Genomic DNA, 20180 nt, shown 5'->3' with positions numbered 1-20180 from the left:
GTGTATAGAAATTAGGCTCTATCTTCTGTTCCTTCTCTTTGAAAACGAGCAGCTTCTTTCATCCAATAAGCAAATAACACTAATAGGATTAATAAAAAGAACCAGTTTACGGCGTTTGAAGTCCACCAACCTGCATCTGATTTAGCTACTGTTAAACGTAACCAATTGAATGGTGCAAATAAAAAGTCGGTAAATAAACTACCAATCCATCTAAAAATATTGCCTGCTATCATATCTTAAGTATCTTTACAGCTGCAAAAATATAAAAAGAAACAATGTTAGCCAATTTTTTCGGTAAATCTAAACCTATAAATTTTATTGTACTGTTTGTACTATTCTTAGGGTATTTTGTTTTAAGTATTTTTTCTAAAGAATTATCTTTCAACCTTGTTAAGGAACTTGGTTGGTTTTTAGTCGTTTTTTCGGTGTATAATTTTATTATTGCTAAGAACTTATTGACTTATGATAACTCTTTTGCTTTTTTATTTTTTGTGATATTAATTGGTTTTTTTCCTGATACCATACAGATAAATAAAACTTTTTACGCCAACTTAACTATACTTCTTTTTTTACGAAAAGTGTATAGCTTACAGTCTTCTAAAAATATTCTTCATAAGTTATTCGATGGTGGTTTGTGGCTTGGAATTTCATTTTTAATAGAGCCTTATGCTCCTTTATTACTGATATTACTTTACTTGTCTATATTTTTACACCAACGATTTACCTATCAAACATTATTAACACCTGTAATTGGTTTTTTTGCTCCGGTTTTTCTGTATTTCACTTACTATTTTTGGTATGATAACCTTGAAAAATTTTGGTTGCTTTTTGATTGGAATTTTTATCCTGATTTAAGCTTTTATTCTCATGAAAAGTATTTGTTCCCTATTCTTTTTATAGTTTTCTTTTTAGTAGCTTCAATCATTTTAAAAAGTCCCAAGGCACTTGCTGTTAAAAATAAATTTAGAAAAAACTGGATATTAATTCTTGCCCACCTTACCATTACTACAGCCATTTTACTTTTAGTTCAAGATGGCTCTGGAAGTGAGTTCTTGTATGTATTCTTCCCTGTTTCTGTTATTCTAGCTAATGGAATAGAATTTTTTCAAAAGAAATGGTATGCCGACGCTATTATTATTTTATTTTTAATAGCTTCTTTTACTATAAGTACTGTTGCGTAAATTATAATTTTACTCCGTAAGCCAAATCACCCGCATCTCCTAAGCCAGGAACTATATAACCTTTGTCGTTTAACTTTTCGTCAATATCAGCAATCCATAAAGTAGTACTTTCTGGTAAGTGTTTAGCAACATACTCTACACCTTCAATTGAACCAATAACCGAAGCTATAATTATTTCTTTTGGTGTTCCGTATTTTTTTATTCCCTCATAAACCTCAACCATAGAACGCCCTGTTGCTAACATTGGGTCTACCAATAATAATGTTTTTCCGTCAATAGAAGGTGATGCGAAGTACTCTACTACTATTTCGAATTCTTCATCGTTATTCGGGTGATGACGGTATGCTGAGATAAAAGCATTCTCTACATCATCAAAATAATTCAACATTCCATTGTGTAATGGTAACCCTGCTCTAAGGATAGAGCATAAAACTATATTATTTGCTAGTAATTCTACCTTTTTTGTTCCTAATGGTGTTGTTATTTCTTTTGCTTCATAATTTAACTCTTTACTTAATTCGTAGGCTAAAACTTCCCCTATTCTTTCAATGTTTCTACGGAAACGCATAGAGTCTTTTTGAATTGAGATATCTCTGAGTTCAGCTAGGAATTTATTAAGAATAGAATTTTGTTTGGCTAAGTGATGAGTTTTCATGAAGTGTATTCTTTTTTGTACTCTACAAAAGTAACGGATTTTATCAAGCTTTTATAAAGTTGGTTAGTGCTTTTAATAGTTCTTCTTTTGCTTCAACATGACTCATGTGTCCGTTCGGTAATGCTATTAATGAGGTATTGGTTCTCTTTGCTTCTTCTTCAACAGTAGTATAATTTAATATTGGATCATTTTTCCCTGCAATTATTAACCTCTTTTCTATTGTTTGTAAAACAGCTTCTTTGTTTTTACGCAAACGCATTCCTTCTGTAGCTGCAATGTACCCTCTAACAGGTGTTTTTAAGGCTTCTTCTCTTATTTTCTCTATTTCTCCAGATAACTGTAAACGCATACTCTCTGCAAACAAGTTACTAATTGACATTTTTACTAATGTTTCATAGTTTTCCTTAGCCATTTCAACAGCTCTGAGTCGCAACTTTTTTCTTTCTTCACTATCTGCTTGAGATGTAGAGTTCATCAAACAAACTCCTTTTACGTTTTTTGGATATTTTTCTGCAAAGGCTAAAGCAACATACCCTCCCATGGAATGCCCTACAAAAATGGCTCGACGGATTTTTAACTCTTTTAACACTGCTTTTACAGCATCTGCCATTTCTTCCATCGAATGTACATACCCAATACACCCTGTTTTTCCACTTCCTAATAAATCAACACAAACTATTCTGTATTTTTTAGATAATTCTTTACTTATACTACTCCACATCGTAGAATTCTCTAAAAATCCATGGAGCAATACTATAACACTTCCTTTTCCTTCATCAGTAAAGTAAATATTTGTTTTTTTAAATTCTATACTGTTTTGCATTCAACAAAAATATGTATCTTTCATTAGTTAACTTATCAAATAATTGCTAAAAATATTGATTTCTCCTTTTCAAAATCTTTCTAAAAAACAAGAGCGAAATCTCACGATTTTTCTTATAACTTCTACATTGATTCTTATACTTTGTATGCTTTATTTGGATAGTTATCTAAAAAATGAAGTATGTAAAAATGGTATTATAAGCTTTGAATTAGCAAAAGACATCGCAGTATCTGAGAAATATATTAATTCTTGGAACGAAACTTCTAAAATAGCTTGCGGCATTAGCTTAGGGCTTGATTATCTTTTTTTAATTTCTTATTCTTTATTAATAGCTATTTTTATTCATAAGTTTAATAAGAAACTTTGGAAAGACTCTTCTTTATACAGCTTTGGAGTAATCCTTATATTTTCTTTATTTTTTGCTGGTTTTTGTGATGCTATCGAAAACATTGGGTTAATTAAATTACTAATGGGAAGCACGAAACAGCAATGGAGCTCTGTTGCTTATTTTTTTGCTATACCTAAGTTTGTTTTTATTGCTATTGGAATACTTTATATCCTTTTCAATTTTGTTTATTTGTTATTCAAAAAACAAAACAAATGAAATTCTCAAAAGAAACTTTAATTACAGGCTTTGCTTTATTTTCTATGTTTTTCGGAGCTGGTAATTTAATTTTGCCTCCTTTTTTAGGAAAGAGTGCTGGCAACTTATGGTTTTGGGTAACTATTGGCTTTTTTATTACTGCTGTTTTTATTCCTATGATAGGTATTTTAGCTCATGCTAAACTACAAGGTACTATGTACGATTTTGGTAAAAAAGTATCTCCAACTTTTAGTCTTATATATTGCTTTGTTGTATACACCATTTGTATTGCTTTGCCTGCCCCTAGAACTGCATCGGTTACTCATGAAATGGCCATTGCTCCTTACTTTAATAATAGTAGTTCTTTAGTTACAAGTACAATTTATTTCGGACTTGTTTTTCTTTTTACCTTGAACCGATCAAAAGTACTAAGCCTACTAGGCAAATTTTTAACACCACTTATTATTTTCATTTTATTAGCTATAATTTTTGTTGGAATTTTTACAGCTCCAGATATAATAACTCCAACTACGCTTAAAGCTCCTTTTGTTGATGGTTTACTAGAAGGGTATCAAACTTTTGATGCCATTGCTTCCATAGTTGTTGGTGGTGTTTTAGTTGTTTCAATGAATTTTAATACAAATACAACTTTTGAAGAGAAAAAAGAGCTAATTACCAAAGCTGGTTTTATCGCTGGTTTAGGATTGTTAATTATCTATGCAGGTCTTATTTACAATGGTGTATTATTTAGTTCTACTTTTTCTGAAAATGCTAACAGGACAGAAATTTTAACCTCTTTGAGTAACCAAACTTTAGGAAATATTGGAAGTGTTTTTCTAAGTGTTTTAGTTGCTTTAGCTTGCTTTACAACTGCTGTTGGAGTTATTACTGGTACTGCCGATTATTTTAAAGGTATTAACAATAACTCTCAAAACGTTTTTACAGTTACTGCTATTATCGGGTGCATATTAGGGATTGCTGTTGGTCAATTTGATGTAAAATACATCATCTACATTGCGCTACCAGCTTTAATGTTTATTTACCCTATTACTATTATATTAATTGTACTGAATGTACTTCCAGAAAAATACACCTCAACTTTAGTTTTTAAAATTGTAGTAGGGGTGACTTTCTTATTTAGTATTCCTGATTTTCTAGGTTATGTTATTAATCCAAGTTATTTAACTGAAATAAAAAACACTATTCCTTTTGCTAATCATAATTTAGGATGGGTATTACCTGCCATATTGAGTTTTATATTTGCTAATTTGTTTAAAAGGAAAAAGCAAATTCTAACTGAATAAGTTACTTAATAAACGATATTTTATATATAAACTAAAAAAGCTCGCAATCGCGAGCTTTATATTTTTATTCGGGTTGAGTATTGTTAAAAACGATATCCTAAATTTATTCCTACTCTAGGTACAATTGAACGAGCCTCAGAAGTAAATAGGTTTCTTCCTAAACCTCCGTAAACATCAAGTACAAAACCTCCTGAAGATACATATTTTGAGCCAAAAGCTAACCCTAAAGCCCCATCAGTATATTCCTTAAAAGTATTAGGCGAACCGTCAAGCTCAATTTCTCTTTCTCCTGTATTAATCCCCATAAAAACTTCACCAAAATAGTTCCAATTGCTATTGTTCGTAAAATAATGGCGGAAAAAAGGTGTGAACATTCGTTCTTCGTTGTATCTAAAATCTGCTGATCTTTTTTCAAAGTTAAATAACGCTGAAATACCAATTGAGGAACGATCGGTAGTATAATATTCATACGATACTTCTAACGTTTTAAAAGCTAATGCATCTAGTAAATCTACTTTTACTTCTTGCTGTGCATAGGTAAAAGAGCTAACAAAAGCCACAGCTGCTAATAATATTTTTTTCATTTGAATTTTTACTATTTATAATTTATGTATTGCCCACAAGTATAATACCACAAACATACATTTTTTTATAAAAAACAGTTTAGTGAAATATATTTTCTCTCTTACGAGCAGTTACAGTTTGTATCGCAACCACTATTTTTTTTAGGTTTAAAAAAGAACTTTTTAACTAAAAAAACAACTGCTCCACAAACAACCACATATGTTAAAACTTCTTGCATTAACTTAAAATTTGATAGGCTATAAATGCTGATAAATATGCCAAAGCCCCCATACTTACTAATTGAACCGTTGGCCACTTCCAACTTTTAGTTTCTCTTTTTACAATTGCTAACGTTGCCATACATTGCATTGCAAACGCATAAAACAACAATAAAGAAATTCCTGTAGCAAAATTAAACCTCTTCTCTCCTGTGTCAGGGTTTATCTCTGATGCCATTTTTTGTTTGATAGTAGTCGTATCTTCTCCATCGTCTTCTACACTATAAATAGTTGCTAACGTACCAATAAACACCTCTCTAGCAGCAAAAGAACTAATTAACCCAATACCAATTTTCCAGTCATAACCTAATGGTTTAACAACTGGTTCTATTGTTTTTCCTGCTATTCCTATATATGAGTTTGCTAGTTTAGCAGAAGCGACTTTTTTAGCTAGTTCTTCTTCTGATAATTGTTGATTTGCTACATTTTCAACTACACTTTTCTCTGCTTTTTCAAACGATGATGGTCCATGGGATGCTAAAAACCATAATACTATTGAAATTGCTAAAATGATTTTTCCTGCTCCAAAAACAAATGCTTTTGTTTTATCTAACACATCATAAAACACATTTTTAACCGATGGTATCTTGTAGTTAGGCATCTCAACTACAAAAAGCGAGTTGTTTTTTATCTTCAATGTCTTGTGTAACACATATGCTGCGATGATTGCAGCCGCGAATCCTAAAATATATAAAGCCAACAGGGTAAAACCTTGTAAACTTAAAAAACCAAACAACTTAGTATCAGGAATAATTAAAGCTATTAAAATAGCATACACAGGTAATCTTGCAGAACAGGTTGTAAATGGTGTTACCAAAATGGTAATTAATCGTTCTTTCCAACTACCAATAGTTCTAGTTGCCATAATTGCTGGAATAGCGCATGCTGTACCTGAGATTAAAGGAATAACACTTTTACCACTCATTCCAAAGCGACGCATAATTTTATCCATCAAAAACACCACGCGGCTCATATATCCTGTTTCTTCAAGAATGGATATAAAAAGAAACAAAATAGCTATTTGAGGAATAAAAATTACAACTCCACCAACACCAGGAATAATTCCATCTGTTAATAAATCAGTAAACATTCCTGCTGGTAATTGTGCTTTTGTAAACTCTGCCATATTAGCAAATAACCCATCTATAAGATCCATAGGTGTAGACGCCCAATCAAAAATAGATTGAAATATTAACAATAACAATCCGAAGAAAATAACATACCCAAATATTTTATGAGTAAAAACTCTATCTAATCTACTGCGAACATCTGTTGCTTTAGAAGCGTCTATCTTATAAGTTTTATTTAAAACAGCATTTATTTGCTGATATCTATATATCGTTTCTTTATGCTGATATTTTTTCTGCTTTGTAATTTCACCTTCAAACTCTTTTATTGCGTCTTTTTCTGAAGAAGAAAGTAATGGAGTGTGGTTTTTAGTTAACATCATCCACAACTCATACGATGTAAACTCTTTACTTACTGTAGCCAATCGGTCAAAGTAAGTCACATCAATTTTTTTAGATAGTTCGTTAAAATTTGAATGTACTTTTAACGATTCATAATTCGCTACTACCTCTTTTAAGTCGTCAACACCTTCATTTGTTCTTGCTGACATTAACACTACTTTAGTATGTAACTCTTTTTCTAAAGCTGGTATATCTATAGAAATTCCTTTTCGTTTTAGTTGGTCTGCCATGTTTAAAGCTAAAACCGTAGGAACTTCTAAATCCTGAATTTGTGAAAACAGTAATAAGTTTCTTTTTAGGTTTTCAATATCTGCAACTACAACAATTACATCTGGCTTTTCTTCCTGATGTGTAGTCATCAAAGCTTTTAAAACAATGCTTTCGTCTAAAGAAGTTGGATTGATACTGTATGTACCTGGTAAATCAGTAATTATTGCACTTTTACCTCCAGGCAACTTACAAATTCCTTGTTTTTTATCAACCGTAACCCCAGGATAATTTCCTACTTTTTGGTTTAAACCTGTTAACTGATTAAATAACGATGTTTTACCTGTATTAGGATTTCCAATTAAAGCTACATTAATACGATTACTCATCAGCTATAGTTTTACAATTGAAATTTGACTAGCTGTTTCTTTTCGAATCGCTAAATGACTTCCATTTACGCATATATACATAGGATCTTTTAGTGGAGCAATTTGGAGTAACTCTACTTCACTTCCTGGTAAACACCCCATTTCTAATAACTTCAGCGGAATCTTATCTAAGCACTCTTCAGATATAATTCCTTTTTCCCCTAAATGTAACGATGCGATAGTACTCAAAAGATATATTTTTAGCTTGCAAATATACTAAAATAGAATCATTCTAAACAGTATATCAACACAATATATCATTTATTTACAATAGGTTGTTCTCTTTGTATGATGTCTTATATTTGTGGTATGACTTTCGACAATATTATTGGGCAAGAACACATCAAAAAACACCTACAGCAATCAGCTGAAAACAATAGAATTCCGCATGCACAACTCTTTGTTGGCAAAGAAGGAAGTGGTACTTTACCTATGGCTATTGCCTATGCTCAATTCCTATTATGTAATTTTTCTGATAATCCAGAAGCTTGTAATATAAAATGTAGCAAACTACAACACCCTGATTTACATTTTGCTTTTCCAGTAACCACAAATGACTCGGTAAAAAAGCACCCAGTTAGTAATTTGTTTTTAGAGGATTGGCGTTCTTTTATTGAAGAGCAACCTTATGGAAGTTTGTTTAATTGGCTACAACATATTGGTGTTGAAAATAAACAAGGTCAAATTGGTGTTGATGAAGCAGAAGACATTGTAAAAAAGCTACAATTAAAATCGTATGAAGGTGGTTTTAAAGTAATGATTATTTGGATGGCTGAAAAAATGAATGTTGCTGCCTCTAACAAATTATTAAAACTAATTGAAGAACCGCCAAGCAAAACTATTTTCATTCTTATTACTGAAGATGAAGAACAGATTATAAACACTATAAAATCTAGATGTCAGGCTTTACATTTTCCTGCATTAAGTGAAAGTGATATAGCTAATAATCTAGTTCAACAAGAAGGTGTATCAGAAAATGAAGCAGTAAAAATTGCTCATCAATCTGAAGGAAACTACAACAAAGCACTACATGTTTTAAACAATAATTCAAACGACTTAGTTTTTGAGCAATGGTTTATTACATGGATTCGAGCTGCCTTTAGAGCTAAAGGAAATGCTGCCGTTATTCAAGATTTAATAGGATGGTCAGAAGAAATTGCTAAATCTGGTAGAGAAACTCAAAAACAGTTTTTACAATATTGTTTACAATTTTTCAGACAGGCTTTACTTCTCAACTATGGAACTCCAGATTTAGTGTTTTTAGAAACAAAATCTGCAAACTTTGACCTTGCTAAATTTGCTCCGTTTATTCATAGTGCTAATATTCTAATTATCGAAAAAGAAGTAAGCGATGCTCAATATCATATTGAAAGAAACGGAAATGCTAAAATTATTTTGTTAGATTTATCTATTAAACTAACGCGTCTTCTTCATACTAAAGAAGAAAAAATTCAATCTTAACTATGAAAACAAAGCATATAATTACCGCACTTATTTTCGGAATACTTTTTGTTGCTTGTAAACAAGAAAAAAAAGAACCGTTATTACAAGAGTATTTGGTTGGAAGCTGGGAAACTACATATTTAAAAATTGAATATTTAACTGCTAACGAAACCGATAGTACTTCTGTTTTTGAAGATGATTTTAGTAAACCTAATTCAGGAAAAGCACAATCTACCTATAACAACGATGGCACTTTTTCTGCATGGTTTGTACAAGCTGACGGAAAAAAAGTTGGTGAAACAGATGGAAAGTGGGAAACAAGTGGCGATAGTCTGTTTGTTGATTACCCTTATTTAGGGAAACAAGTACAAGCTTGGTATAAAATTACACAAACAAACGACGGGTTTAGTGCTAGGTCTACTTATGATTGGGATAATGATGGGGAAAATGATGACACTTTGCTTATGAAAACTAAAAAAATAGAATTATAAAATTGCGTATTTTCAACAACATATCACTACGAATTAGAATTTTCTTGTCAATGATACTTTTGGTGCTATTAGCATCAATTTTAATTGTAATGGTTACTATATATCAATACGACGAGCAAACAAAAGATTATAATACTGCACGTTTTGAGCGTAAAGAGTTCTCTACAAAGCAAGATATTGAAATAGAACTTAAACGTAGAACCACTTACCCAGTAACTACTGAGAATTTGTCTAAAATTTTTCAAGATAGAATTTATGACATCGCTTATGTTCATAAACTTACTATCTCTATGTATGACATGGATGGAAAACTGTTAAAATCTTCCATTCCATATAACTTTGACAAAAAAGAAGGTCAAGACTTAGCTAACGAAACTGTTAGAGACTTAGCTAACAATTCAAATCATAAAATTTTTAAAAGTAGATCCGAAAAAGGTATCACTTACCAATCTTCATACACCTACTTAAACGACCCTCGTTTTAAAAGGATTGGAATTTTAGAGCTACAAATAGCACAAGATAATGAAGAGCAAAAGCAAGAACTACGAGAGTTTATTTCTCGCTTATCATTAGTTTATCTACTAATGCTTATAATTGCCATTATTTTAGCTTACTTCTTATCAACCTATATTACCCGATCAATTCAAACCATCTCGCAAAAAATAAATGAAACTCGTTTAAATAAGCGTAACGAAAAGATTACCTTAAACTCTGCTAGTTCAGAAATCAACTCTCTTGTTGCCGCTTATAATAACATGATTGATCAATTAGAAGAAAGTGCTGTAAAACTAGCTCAAAGTGAACGTGAACAGGCTTGGAGAGAAATGGCTAAACAGGTAGCTCACGAGATTAAAAATCCGTTAACACCAATGCGCTTATCAGTACAAAGTTTTGAAAGGAAATTCAACCCAGAAGACCCAAACATTAAAGAAAAAATGTCTGAATACAGCGAAACGCTTATTCAGCAAATCGATGTAATGAGTTCTATAGCTTCAGCTTTTTCTGATTTTGCTAAAATGCCTACACAACGTAGAGAAAAATTAAATGTAGTTGATATTGTTAAACATTCTTTAGATATTTTTACTGAAGACTATATACACTATTTTCCTCAGGAGAAAGAGTTATACGCTAGTTTAGACAAAACTCAATTAATACGAATTGTCACCAACCTAGTTAAAAACTCAATTCAGGCAATAAAAGACACCGATAAAAACCCTAAAATTGAAGTTAAAGTTGCTTCTGAAGGGAATAGTGTTAAAATCACAGTTTCTGATAACGGAAAAGGTATTAGTGAAGAAAATAAAGAACTAATTTTCGAGCCTAAGTTTACTACTAAAACAAGCGGAATGGGCTTAGGGCTTTCTATAATAAAAAATATAATTGAAGCATATGACGGTACTATCTCCTTTACTTCAACTAAAGGAGTTGGAACTGTTTTTACTGTAATATTACCTAAAACATAAACATAGTATGAATTTTGAAAATATTTTAGTTGAACAAGCTAACGGATTGGCAACTATTACAATTAACCGACCAAAAAAGCTAAACGCTTTAAACAAAGCTACTATTGAAGAACTTCATAATGCTTTCAAAACTTTGGAAGAAGATAGTGCTGTTAAAGTAATTATTATCACAGGAAGTGGAGAAAAAGCATTTGTTGCAGGGGCAGACATTTCTGAGTTTGCACATTTCTCTGTTGAAGAAGGAGGAATGTTAGCTAAAAAAGGACAGGAAATTTTATTTGATTTTGTTGAGAACCTATCTACTCCAGTTATAGCTGCTGTTAATGGCTTTGCTTTAGGAGGTGGATTAGAGTTAGCAATGGCTTGTCATTTTAGGGTAGCTTCAGACAATGCCAAAATGGGCTTACCTGAAGTTTCTTTAGGAGTTATCCCTGGTTATGGTGGCACACAACGCTTACCTCAATTAGTTGGTAAGGGAAAGGCAATGGAATTAATAATGACAGCAGGTATGATTTCTGCTGAGGAAGCTAAAGAAGCTGGATTGGTAAATCATGTAACTTCACAAGAAGAGCTTTTACCTTTAGCTGAAAAAATAGCTTCAAAAATTATGCGTAACTCCTCAGTAGCTATCAGCGCAGCAATTAAAGCCGTAAACGATAATTTTAAAGATGGTGTAAATGGTTTTGAAAGCGAAATTACAGGATTTGGAAACTGCTTTGGTACCGAAGATTTTAAAGAAGGAACTACTGCTTTTTTAGAGAAACGTAAACCTGATTTTCCAGGAAAGTAATATCTTTTCAACAGAATATTCTATATAAAAAAATAGCATCTAAATAATATTTAGATGCTATTTTTACAATAAGGGGATTACATTAATAAAATGGGGGTTATTAACTGAAGCAAATATATACTAAATTCAATAATATCCAAATTTTAGCAAGGGATTTTTATCAAACAAACATTAATTTTGCATTATTAACACAATAACAACTATACCTTTCCATTCCATTCATTATAGAATTGATTTAAAAAACCTTCCATATAAGAATGCCTATGCTCTGCTATTGATTTTCCTGTAGTAGTATTCATCTTATCTTTTAAAAGCAAAAGTTTTTCATAAAAATGGTTAATCGTAGGTGCTGTAGACTTTTTATATTCTTCTTTAGTCATGTTTAAATTTGGAACGATCTCTGGATTATAAAGTTCTCTATTTTTGAATCCACCGTAATTAAAACAACGAGCAATACCTATAGCTCCAATGGCATCTAATCGGTCAGCATCTTGAACAACATTTAGTTCAGGGGAAGAAAACCTTTGTTCGAAATTCCCTCCTTTAAAAGAAATATTCGTTATTATCTTTTCTATGTGAATAATTACTTCTTCGGGTACCTGTTGATTAAGAAGGAACGCTCTAGCTTTTTTCGGGCCAACTGTTTCATCTCCATTATGAAATTTACTATCAGCTATATCATGTAACAATGCTCCTAAAGAAACCACAAACTCATCAACATTTTCATCTTTAGCAATCAACAAAGCATTTTTATAAACTCGTTCAATATGAAAAAAATCATGTCCTCCTTCTGCTCCTTGTAAAGTTTCTTTTACAAACTCAATGGTGTTTTGTATTATTTGTTCTTTGTTCATTATCCAAAAATAAAAATCCTGCATTTATAAGTACAGGATTTTAAAAGTATTATTATAAATTATTTTATGCAGTAACCGATGGTTTAACCAAATTGTTAGCTACTAAATATTCTGCTATTTGAACTGTATTCGTTGCAGCTCCTTTACGAAGGTTATCTGCAACAATCCACATATTTAAAGTATTTGGTTGAGATTCATCTCTTCTAATTCTACCCACGAAAACCTCATCTTTATTATTTGCTAAAATAGGCATAGGGTATACATTGTTTTGTACATCATCTTGTACAACCACCCCATCAGTTTGTGTAAGTAACTCACGTACTTTGTCTAATTCAAAATCATTTTCAAACTGAACATTTACAGCCTCAGAATGCCCTCCAGCGGTTGGTATTCTAACTGCTGTAGCTGTAACTGCAAAAGAATCGTCTCGTAAAATCTTTTTAGGTTCTTTTACAAGCTTCATTTCTTCTTTCGTATATCCATTTTCTAAGAATACATCGCAATGAGGTAATGCATTTCTTCCAATTGGATGTGGGTACGCCATTTCTCCTTCAACTCCAGCTTCTTCATTATCTAATTGCTGAACAGCTTTTACACCTGTTCCTGAAACTGACTGATAAGTTGAAATCACAACACGTTTCATGTTATATTCTTTATGTAACGGAGCTAATGCCATTACCAACTGAATAGTAGAACAGTTTGGATTTGCTATTATTTTATCTTCACTAGTTAATACATCTCCATTGATTTCAGGAACTACTAGTTTCTTGGTTGGATCCATTCTCCACGCTGAAGAATTATCAATTACCGTTGTACCAACTGCAGCAAACTTAGGAGCCCACTCTATTGAAGTAGAACCTCCAGCAGAAAACAACGCGATATCAGGTTGCATCGCCACTGCGGTTTCTAAACCAACCACTGTATAATTTGTGCCCTTGAATTCTATTTGTTTTCCTACCGAACGCTCTGAAGCAACAGGAATTAACTCTGTTACTGGAAAATTACGTTCTGCTAAAACTTGTAACATTACATTACCTACCATTCCGGTAGCGCCTACTACTGCTACTCTCATCTTTTTACTATTTGAGTATAAAATTAATTGTTTGTATGCTACAAAGGTTTAAAAAAAACAAATTGGTTGTATCTTAATTATGCGAAAAAATACGTTAAAGTTTAAAATTATATCACTTTTGATTAAAAAGTGTTGTTTTAAACAGTAAAACTCAAAAAATCAGTACATTTGCACCGATTTTTTATTAAAATCATAACATATTTGTTTAACTTAAAAAAGTATAGCATGCAACTGTACAACAAGTTAAGCGCTGAAGAACGCGCTAAATTAATAGACGATGCGGGTAAAGACCGTATTACCATCTCATTCTATCAATACCACAAGATAGAAAACCCAACTTTATTTAGAAATAAATTATTCCTTGAGTGGAATGAACTAGATGTTTTAGGAAGAACATATGTTTCTTACGAAGGAATTAATGCTCAAATATCTGTACCATCTGAAAACTTTTTAGCTTTAAAAGATCAATTAGACAGTATTTCCTTTTTAAAAGGAATTCGTTTAAACGTGGCCATTGAACACGACAACAAATCCTTTTTAAAACTAAAAGTAAAAGTTCGCAACAAGATTGTTGCTGACGGATTAAATGACGATACTTTTGATGTTACTGATAAAGGAGTGCACCTAAATGCAAAAGAGTTCAATGAAATGCTAGCAAACCCTAATACTGTTTGTGTAGATATGCGTAATCATTACGAAAGTGAAATTGGACATTTTGATGGCGCTGTAACTCCAGATGTTGATACATTTAGAGATTCTTTAGATATTATTGAAGAAGATTTAAAAGACCATAAAGAAGACAAAAACTTATTAATGTATTGTACTGGCGGTATTCGATGTGAAAAAGCATCTGCTTATTACAAACACAAAGGTTTTAAAAATGTTTTTCAGCTTGAAGGAGGAATTATTGAATATACACGTCAAGTAAAATCAGAAGGTTTAGAGAACAAATTTTTAGGAAAAAATTTTGTTTTTGACCATAGAAGAGCTGAAAAGATTTCTGATGATGTAATTGCTAATTGCCACCAATGCGGAAAACCTTGCGATACACATACTAACTGTGCTAACGAAGGTTGTCACTTACTATTTATTCAGTGTGATGAATGTGCTGAAAAAATGGAAAACACATGTTCTCCTGAATGTCAAGAAATCATTCATTTACCTTACGAAGAACAAAAAGAATTGCGTAAAGGAAAACACGCAAGTAATAAAATATTTAAAAAAGGACGTTCAGAAGCTTTAAAATTTAAAAAGTAATGCAAAAGATTGAGTTAATGGCTCCTGCTGGTAATTTTGAATCGTTACAAGCAGCTTTAGATAATGGATGTGATTCTATATACTTTGGTGTAGAGCAATTAAATATGCGTGCTCGAGCATCTATCAATTTTACCTTAGATGATTTAGAAGAAATTTCTCGTAGATGTACTGAGAAAAATGTTCGTACGTATTTAACATTAAATACTATTGTATACGACCATGATTTATCTATCGTAAAAACCTTAATCAAAAGAGCTAAAGAAGCTAATATTACTGCCGTAATCGCAATGGATCAAGCTGTAATTGCAATGGCTAGAGCTGAAGGTATGGAGGTTCATATTTCTACTCAAATTAATATTACCAACATCGAAACAGTTAAGTTTTATGCAATGTTTGCTGATACTGTGGTGTTGAGTAGAGAATTGAGTTTACGTCAGGTAAAAAAGATTACAGAGCAAATTGAAAAAGAAGAAATCAAAGGACCTTCTGGTCGTTTGTTAGAAATTGAAATTTTTGGTCACGGAGCACTTTGTATGGCAGTTTCTGGGAAATGTTATATGAGTTTACATTCACACAACTCATCGGCAAACAGGGGAGCCTGCAAACAAAATTGCCGTAAAAAATATACGGTAATCGATCAGGAATCTGGTTTTGAAATGGAATTAGACAATGAGTATATCATGTCTCCAAAAGACTTATGTACTATTGATTTCTTAGACCAAGTGGCTGATGCTGGTATTAAAGTATTGAAGATTGAAGGTCGTGGTCGTGCACCAGAATATGTAGCTAAAGTTATTAAGTGCTATCGTGATGCTATTGATAGTTTATATGACGGAACCTACGATAAAGATAAGGTGATTAGCTGGATGCAAGAACTGGAGAAAGTATACAATCGTGGTTTTTGGAATGGCTATTATTTAGGACAAAAGTTAGGTGAGTGGAGTAAAGAACCTGGTTCACATGCTACTCAAAAGAAAGTGTATTTAGGAAAAGGAATGCACTATTTCCCGAAAGCAGAAGTTGGAGAGTTTAAGATTGAGGCATACGACTTAGCAATTGGTGATACCATTTTAATCACAGGGCCAACAACAGGTGCTCAAGAAATGGAATTAAAGAGCATGTTTGTAAATGACAAAGAAGCACAAACCGCTACCAAAGGTGATGAAGTTACGATGAAGTTAGATTTCAGAATTCGTCCTTCAGACAAATTATATAAAATTGTAAAAACCGAATTTGCTTAAAACTAATGGTTGTAATTACCTTACAAAGAAACAAATGTATTGGCTGTAATTATTGTGTTGAGTTAGCTCCGGCACAATTTCAAATGTCGAAAAAAGACGGTAAATCTGTTTTATTACATTCCGCAGAAAAGAAAGGTTTCTTTACCATAAAGTCTCACGACGACAGTATTTTTGAAGCCTCTCATGAAGCTAAAAAGGCATGCCCTGTTAAAATAATTGAAGTAAAACAAGTATAGTTTTAGAGAAAAGACTCTCTTCGCTGTTAGAAAAAAGAATCAAGACTAACAAAAAGCTCTCTTACGAGGGCTTTTGTTATTTTTACAGAATGGAATTACAACCTCCTTTTCGTAAAATTATTCACGTAGATATGGATGCTTTCTATGCATCGGTAGAACAATTGGATAATCCTGAATTAAGAGGTAAGCCTGTTGCAGTTGGGGGGAGTGAAATACGTGGTGTCGTTTCGGCGGCAAGCTATGAAGCTAGAAAGTTTGGGGTTCGTTCTGCTATGAGTGGTGTTTTAGCTAAACAAAAATGTCCGCATATTATTTTTGTTCCTCCAAGGTTTGATCGCTACAAAGAAATTTCTTCAAAAATTAGAAAAATATTTTATGATTACACTGATTTGGTTGAGCCTTTATCATTAGATGAGGCTTATTTAGATGTTACTGAAAACAAAAAAGGAAATCCTTCTGCAAGTATGATTGCTCAGGAAATTCGTCAGCGAATATGGGAGGAATTAGAGTTACGAGCTTCTGCAGGAATATCAATCAACAAATTTATAGCAAAAGTAGCTTCTGACATTAACAAGCCTAACGGACAAAAAACTATCAATCCAGAAGAAGTTATAGAATTTTTAGAACAACTTCCTGTAAATAAATTTTATGGAGTAGGTAAAGTCACTGCTGCTAAAATGCACAACTTAGGCATATTTACTGGGTTAGATTTAAAACAAAAATCATTAGACGAACTCAGTAAATTGTTTGGGAAATCGGGATTGCATTATTACAACATTGTTCGAGGCATTCATAATTCGGAAGTGAAGCCAAATCGCGTTAGAAAATCTATTGCTGCTGAAACAACTTTTAGAGAAAATTTATCTTCTGAAGTTTTTATGTTGGAACGACTTGATAAAATTGCGGATGAATTGGAACGTCGAATGAAAAAGTCGAACACAAAAGGTAAAACGGTAACTCTCAAAATCAAATACAGCGATTTTACGCAACAAACTCGTAGTAAAACCACCAACCATTACTTACAACTAAAAAAAGACTTCTATCCTATTGTAAAAGAGTTGCTGTATCAAGATACACTTAACAACTCTGTCCGTTTACTAGGTATTTCTTTCAGTAACTTAAATACAGAGAAAAAAGATCCTGTTTGGGTACAGTTACGATTTGATTTTTAAAGTATTGGTATTTTCAACGATACTTTGGTTCCTTTAGGCTTTCCTTCTTCATCAATTATATCTGTATAAATTAATGAATAGTTATTTACATACTCATTTGCAAAATTTCGTAATCGTTCTTTTGTTAAGTCTATACCTATTGATTTACGGTTTAGTGACTTGTTTTTTCTAATTTTCATAGCAGCATCTCTACCAATTCCATTATCTGTAATATCTATTTGTATAAATTCATCTGATATTTTTGTAACCGATAATGAAACTTCTTTTTTTCCTTTCTTAGATGAAAGCCCATGCCAAATAGAGTTTTCTAAAAAGGGTTGCAGTATTAATGGTGGAACCTTTATCCTTTCTATATTTACATTTGGGTCTATGTTTTCTATATAATTAACTTCATTTGATAATCGAATATTCTCGATACTCATATATAAGTTCATTGTTTTTAACTCTTCACTTAACGTTACTTCTTTTACTGTAGAAGACTCTAAAATATTTCGAATTAACTTTGAAAACTTGTTTAAGTAGTATACGGCATTCTTCTGCTCATTATTTATAACATAGAGTTTAATAGAGTTTAATGCATTAAACACAAAGTGCGGATTCATTTGAATTCTCAAAGCTTCCTGTTCTAACATTAATATTTTCTTGTCATTATTTAACAAACGTTGTCTGTACATAGAATACAACAACACACCTAATAACGCTATAGAAACTAATGCTATAATTAAAACATTCCTATTTCTTAATAGTTTTAGTTTTGCTATTTCATTCTCTTTTGCTAAGTTTTTTATCTTATTTCTACTTACCTCATTATCATATTTATTAATAAGGTTGTTTACGTATAATATATTTTTATCGTTAAAGGTTTTACGTTCTCCTTCAATAGCCTTCTTATAAAAACTATACGCCTTTTCATAATCCTTTTGTTTCTCGTACAGCTCAGATAAATACAAGTTAGATTGATTAATTCCTGAAGGAATTTTATGCTTATTAGCTACCTCTAAACCTTTTTCTAAATATATTTTTGCTTTATCTAAACTATCTAACTTTAGTTGTACGTTTCCAAACGTAACATATACATCGGATGTATAATATTGATTACCAATTTCCTCTGAAAGAGCTAATACTTCACTTATATACTTATAAGCTTCCTCATACTTTCCCTGTAACAATAAAACATTACTAATACTATTATGACAAATAACTTTTCCTATACTTGAATTATTCTCTATGTTGTATTGTAAAGATTTGTTATAATGCTCTAATGCGGCATCTATGTCTCCTATATTTTGAAACGCAAGCCCCATATTTTGGTGGTTAATAGCCAACCCTCTTTTATCTCCTGTTTTTTCTTGAATTAAGATGGCTTTTTTAAACTTTTCTAAAGCTAGTTGGTATTGCTTAAGAGCCAGGTAGATATTACCAATACTATTGTTTGATATACTTATGCTTATTTTAGTATCAACATCTGGAATTTCGATTTTATCAGCTAATTCAAGCGCCATTTGATGATAGTTCAAAGCATTTCTAATCTTATCTTGCCTTCTATATACAACTCCTATTTGATTGAGCGTAACAATCTCTGCATTGACGTCTTCAATTTCTCTTGATAACTCAAGAGCTTTCATATAACTCTCTATTGAACTATCAAAAAAAGAGTTATTTCTGTAATGTCTCCCTAGCAAGTTATATGCATAAACCTCTCCTAACCTGTATTCTTTTTGCTGACTCTCACTTAAAAGAAAATCTATATCTTCTTTATTAAATCGCTTACCTTGAAGGAAACGATATAAGTCATAATAATCATCAATCTTTTTTTCAATTGCTAACTGTATTAAACTATCTAGGTTACTCTCCTCTTCTTGTGAAAAACAAGAAAACGACACATAAAATAAAAAGATGATTATGATTAATTTTTTCATTTAAAATTTTTCTAGGAAATCCGACTTTCTTTGTCTAGAAACAGGAATTTTATGGTTATTTTCTAGTACAACATAACCGTCTGACTTTAAAAACTCTTTAATTTTATTCAAGTTAATTATATATGAATTATGTATTCTAAAAAAATGATCTTCTGGAAGAAGTAAGTTTATTTCTTTCAGTTTTTTTGTTACTACAATCTTTTTATTAGCTCCTGTAGTATATATTGTTGAATAATTACCATCTGACTCTACAAATAAAATCTCATCTTGAGATAGAAAAACTAATTTACCATCTGTATTAATAGTTATTTTTCTTCTGTTGAATTTTTTATTAAAGCTTGATAATATTTTCTCTACCTTTTCGGTATTGTTATTCTTCTTATAATGCTGCTTAACTCTTCCTATCGTTTCCTCTAAATCATCAGAATCTATAGGTTTAAGTAGATAATCTATTGCCTGGTTTTTTAAAGCTTTTATTGCATATTCATTATATGCCGTTGTAATAATTATAGCAAAATCCTTATCCTCAATTTTCTCTAGTAATTGAAAACCATCCATCGTAGGCATTTCAATATCTAGAAAAAGACAATCAATACTATTCTCATTTATAAACTTAATTGCTTTCTCTGCAACCGTAAATGTTTCTATAATTTCTATATCACTTTCAAAGGATGATAATTCCCAAGAAAGCCCTTGTATTGCTTTTGGCTCATCATCAACTATAACTGCTCTTAACATTTCATGTACATT

At 31.6% G+C, this 20180-nt stretch carries 21 protein-coding genes; 11 read left to right on the top strand and 10 right to left on the bottom strand.

The features are described 5' to 3' along the window. Positions 1-11: 11 nt before the first annotated feature. Positions 12-233, bottom strand: a complete 222-nt coding sequence (locus tag VBY68_RS14130) for a DUF6341 family protein (RefSeq protein WP_099214833.1) — start codon at positions 231-233, stop codon at positions 12-14. 42 nt (positions 234-275) lie between these two features. On the opposite strand from VBY68_RS14130, the gene VBY68_RS14125 reads away from it, so the two are divergent. Next, positions 276-1181 (top strand): DUF6427 family protein, encoded by a 906-nt coding sequence (locus VBY68_RS14125; protein ID WP_124587750.1) that lies wholly within the window; start codon positions 276-278, stop codon positions 1179-1181. A 1-nt stretch (position 1182) separates the two neighbouring features. On the opposite strand, the gene upp is transcribed toward VBY68_RS14125, so the two are convergent. Both upp and VBY68_RS14115 read right to left on the bottom strand, forming a co-directional pair. After that, positions 1183-1836 (bottom strand): uracil phosphoribosyltransferase, encoded by a 654-nt coding sequence (gene upp, locus VBY68_RS14120; protein ID WP_121146396.1) that lies wholly within the window; start codon positions 1834-1836, stop codon positions 1183-1185. A 43-nt stretch (positions 1837-1879) separates the two neighbouring features. Further along, positions 1880-2659, bottom strand: coding sequence for an alpha/beta fold hydrolase (locus VBY68_RS14115; RefSeq protein ID WP_415270083.1), 780 nt, complete (start codon positions 2657-2659; stop codon positions 1880-1882). A 43-nt stretch (positions 2660-2702) separates the two neighbouring features. On the opposite strand from VBY68_RS14115, the gene VBY68_RS14110 reads away from it, so the two are divergent. Together VBY68_RS14110 and brnQ are read left to right on the top strand one after the other, a co-directional pair. Then, entirely contained in the window at positions 2703-3263 is a 561-nt protein-coding gene (locus VBY68_RS14110; protein WP_415270082.1) for a hypothetical protein, read from the top strand. Next, positions 3260-4546 (top strand): branched-chain amino acid transport system II carrier protein, encoded by a 1287-nt coding sequence (brnQ, locus tag VBY68_RS14105; RefSeq protein ID WP_415270081.1) that lies wholly within the window; start codon positions 3260-3262, stop codon positions 4544-4546. The genes VBY68_RS14110 and brnQ overlap by 4 nt, the downstream gene beginning before the upstream one ends. 83 nt (positions 4547-4629) lie before the next feature. Here the strand turns inward: brnQ and VBY68_RS14100 are convergent, their stop codons facing one another. From VBY68_RS14100 to VBY68_RS14090, 3 genes are all read right to left on the bottom strand, one after another. Further along, a complete protein-coding gene (locus tag VBY68_RS14100; protein WP_099214839.1) occupies positions 4630-5130 on the bottom strand; it encodes a DUF3575 domain-containing protein in 501 nt (166 codons plus the stop codon). A gap of 217 nt (positions 5131-5347) precedes the next feature. Beyond that, entirely contained in the window at positions 5348-7453 is a 2106-nt protein-coding gene (feoB, locus tag VBY68_RS14095) for a ferrous iron transport protein B (RefSeq protein ID WP_415270080.1), read from the bottom strand. 3 nt (positions 7454-7456) lie between these two features. Then, positions 7457-7681 (bottom strand): FeoA family protein, encoded by a 225-nt coding sequence (locus VBY68_RS14090; RefSeq protein ID WP_099214842.1) that lies wholly within the window; start codon positions 7679-7681, stop codon positions 7457-7459. A 120-nt stretch (positions 7682-7801) separates the two neighbouring features. Here VBY68_RS14090 and VBY68_RS14085 point away from each other — a divergent pair, with 120 nt between their 5' ends. The 4 genes from VBY68_RS14085 to VBY68_RS14070 are packed head-to-tail and all read left to right on the top strand — an operon-like array spanning position 7802 to position 11679. Continuing rightward, on the top strand, positions 7802-8953 hold the full coding sequence (locus VBY68_RS14085) for a DNA polymerase III subunit (protein WP_124587760.1): 1152 nt from the start codon (positions 7802-7804) through the stop codon (positions 8951-8953). A gap of 2 nt (positions 8954-8955) precedes the next feature. Continuing rightward, positions 8956-9426 carry a hypothetical protein gene (locus tag VBY68_RS14080; RefSeq protein WP_415270079.1) on the top strand — a complete coding sequence of 157 codons (471 nt, stop codon included), beginning with the start codon at positions 8956-8958 and terminating at the stop codon, positions 9424-9426. A 50-nt stretch (positions 9427-9476) separates the two neighbouring features. Then, positions 9477-10889 (top strand): sensor histidine kinase, encoded by a 1413-nt coding sequence (locus tag VBY68_RS14075; protein ID WP_099214845.1) that lies wholly within the window; start codon positions 9477-9479, stop codon positions 10887-10889. Positions 10890-10896: 7 nt separating this feature from the next. Then, positions 10897-11679 (top strand): enoyl-CoA hydratase/isomerase family protein, encoded by a 783-nt coding sequence (locus VBY68_RS14070; protein ID WP_415270078.1) that lies wholly within the window; start codon positions 10897-10899, stop codon positions 11677-11679. A gap of 200 nt (positions 11680-11879) precedes the next feature. Here VBY68_RS14070 and VBY68_RS14065 read toward each other — a convergent pair whose 3' ends face one another. Together VBY68_RS14065 and VBY68_RS14060 are read right to left on the bottom strand one after the other, a co-directional pair. After that, positions 11880-12533, bottom strand: a complete 654-nt coding sequence (locus VBY68_RS14065; protein WP_099214847.1) for an HD domain-containing protein — start codon at positions 12531-12533, stop codon at positions 11880-11882. 64 nt (positions 12534-12597) lie between these two features. After that, positions 12598-13605: an aspartate-semialdehyde dehydrogenase gene (locus VBY68_RS14060; RefSeq protein ID WP_415270077.1), complete on the bottom strand. Its 1008-nt coding sequence runs from the start codon at positions 13603-13605 to the stop codon at positions 12598-12600. Positions 13606-13830: 225 nt separating this feature from the next. Between VBY68_RS14060 and trhO the strand changes: the two genes are divergently transcribed. From trhO to dinB, 4 genes are all read left to right on the top strand, one after another. Further along, on the top strand, positions 13831-14862 hold the full coding sequence (gene trhO, locus VBY68_RS14055) for an oxygen-dependent tRNA uridine(34) hydroxylase TrhO (RefSeq protein WP_099214849.1): 1032 nt from the start codon (positions 13831-13833) through the stop codon (positions 14860-14862). Then, positions 14862-16103: a peptidase U32 family protein gene (locus tag VBY68_RS14050; protein ID WP_415270076.1), complete on the top strand. Its 1242-nt coding sequence runs from the start codon at positions 14862-14864 to the stop codon at positions 16101-16103. Before trhO ends, VBY68_RS14050 begins: the two co-directional genes overlap by 1 nt. Before the next feature lie 5 nt (positions 16104-16108). After that, positions 16109-16339 carry a ferredoxin gene (locus VBY68_RS14045; protein ID WP_028891693.1) on the top strand — a complete coding sequence of 77 codons (231 nt, stop codon included), beginning with the start codon at positions 16109-16111 and terminating at the stop codon, positions 16337-16339. 89 nt (positions 16340-16428) lie between these two features. Continuing rightward, positions 16429-17511 carry a DNA polymerase IV gene (dinB, locus tag VBY68_RS14040; protein ID WP_415270075.1) on the top strand — a complete coding sequence of 361 codons (1083 nt, stop codon included), beginning with the start codon at positions 16429-16431 and terminating at the stop codon, positions 17509-17511. Here the strand turns inward: dinB and VBY68_RS14035 are convergent. Together VBY68_RS14035 and VBY68_RS14030 are read right to left on the bottom strand one after the other, a co-directional pair. Next, the gene (locus VBY68_RS14035) at positions 17508-19430 is read right to left on the bottom strand and encodes a tetratricopeptide repeat protein (protein ID WP_099214852.1); all 1923 of its coding nucleotides are present in this window, start codon (positions 19428-19430) and stop codon (positions 17508-17510) included. The two genes, dinB and VBY68_RS14035, sit on opposite strands and share 4 nt — an antisense overlap. Continuing rightward, positions 19431-20168, bottom strand: a complete 738-nt coding sequence (locus tag VBY68_RS14030) for a LytR/AlgR family response regulator transcription factor (protein ID WP_099214853.1) — start codon at positions 20166-20168, stop codon at positions 19431-19433. Positions 20169-20180: the final 12 nt, after the last annotated feature.

This window comes from Tenacibaculum ascidiaceicola, assembly GCF_047470925.1.
GTDB lineage: Bacteria > Bacteroidota > Bacteroidia > Flavobacteriales > Flavobacteriaceae > Polaribacter > Polaribacter discolor.
This window is presented reverse-complemented; position numbering and strand designations above follow the sequence as displayed.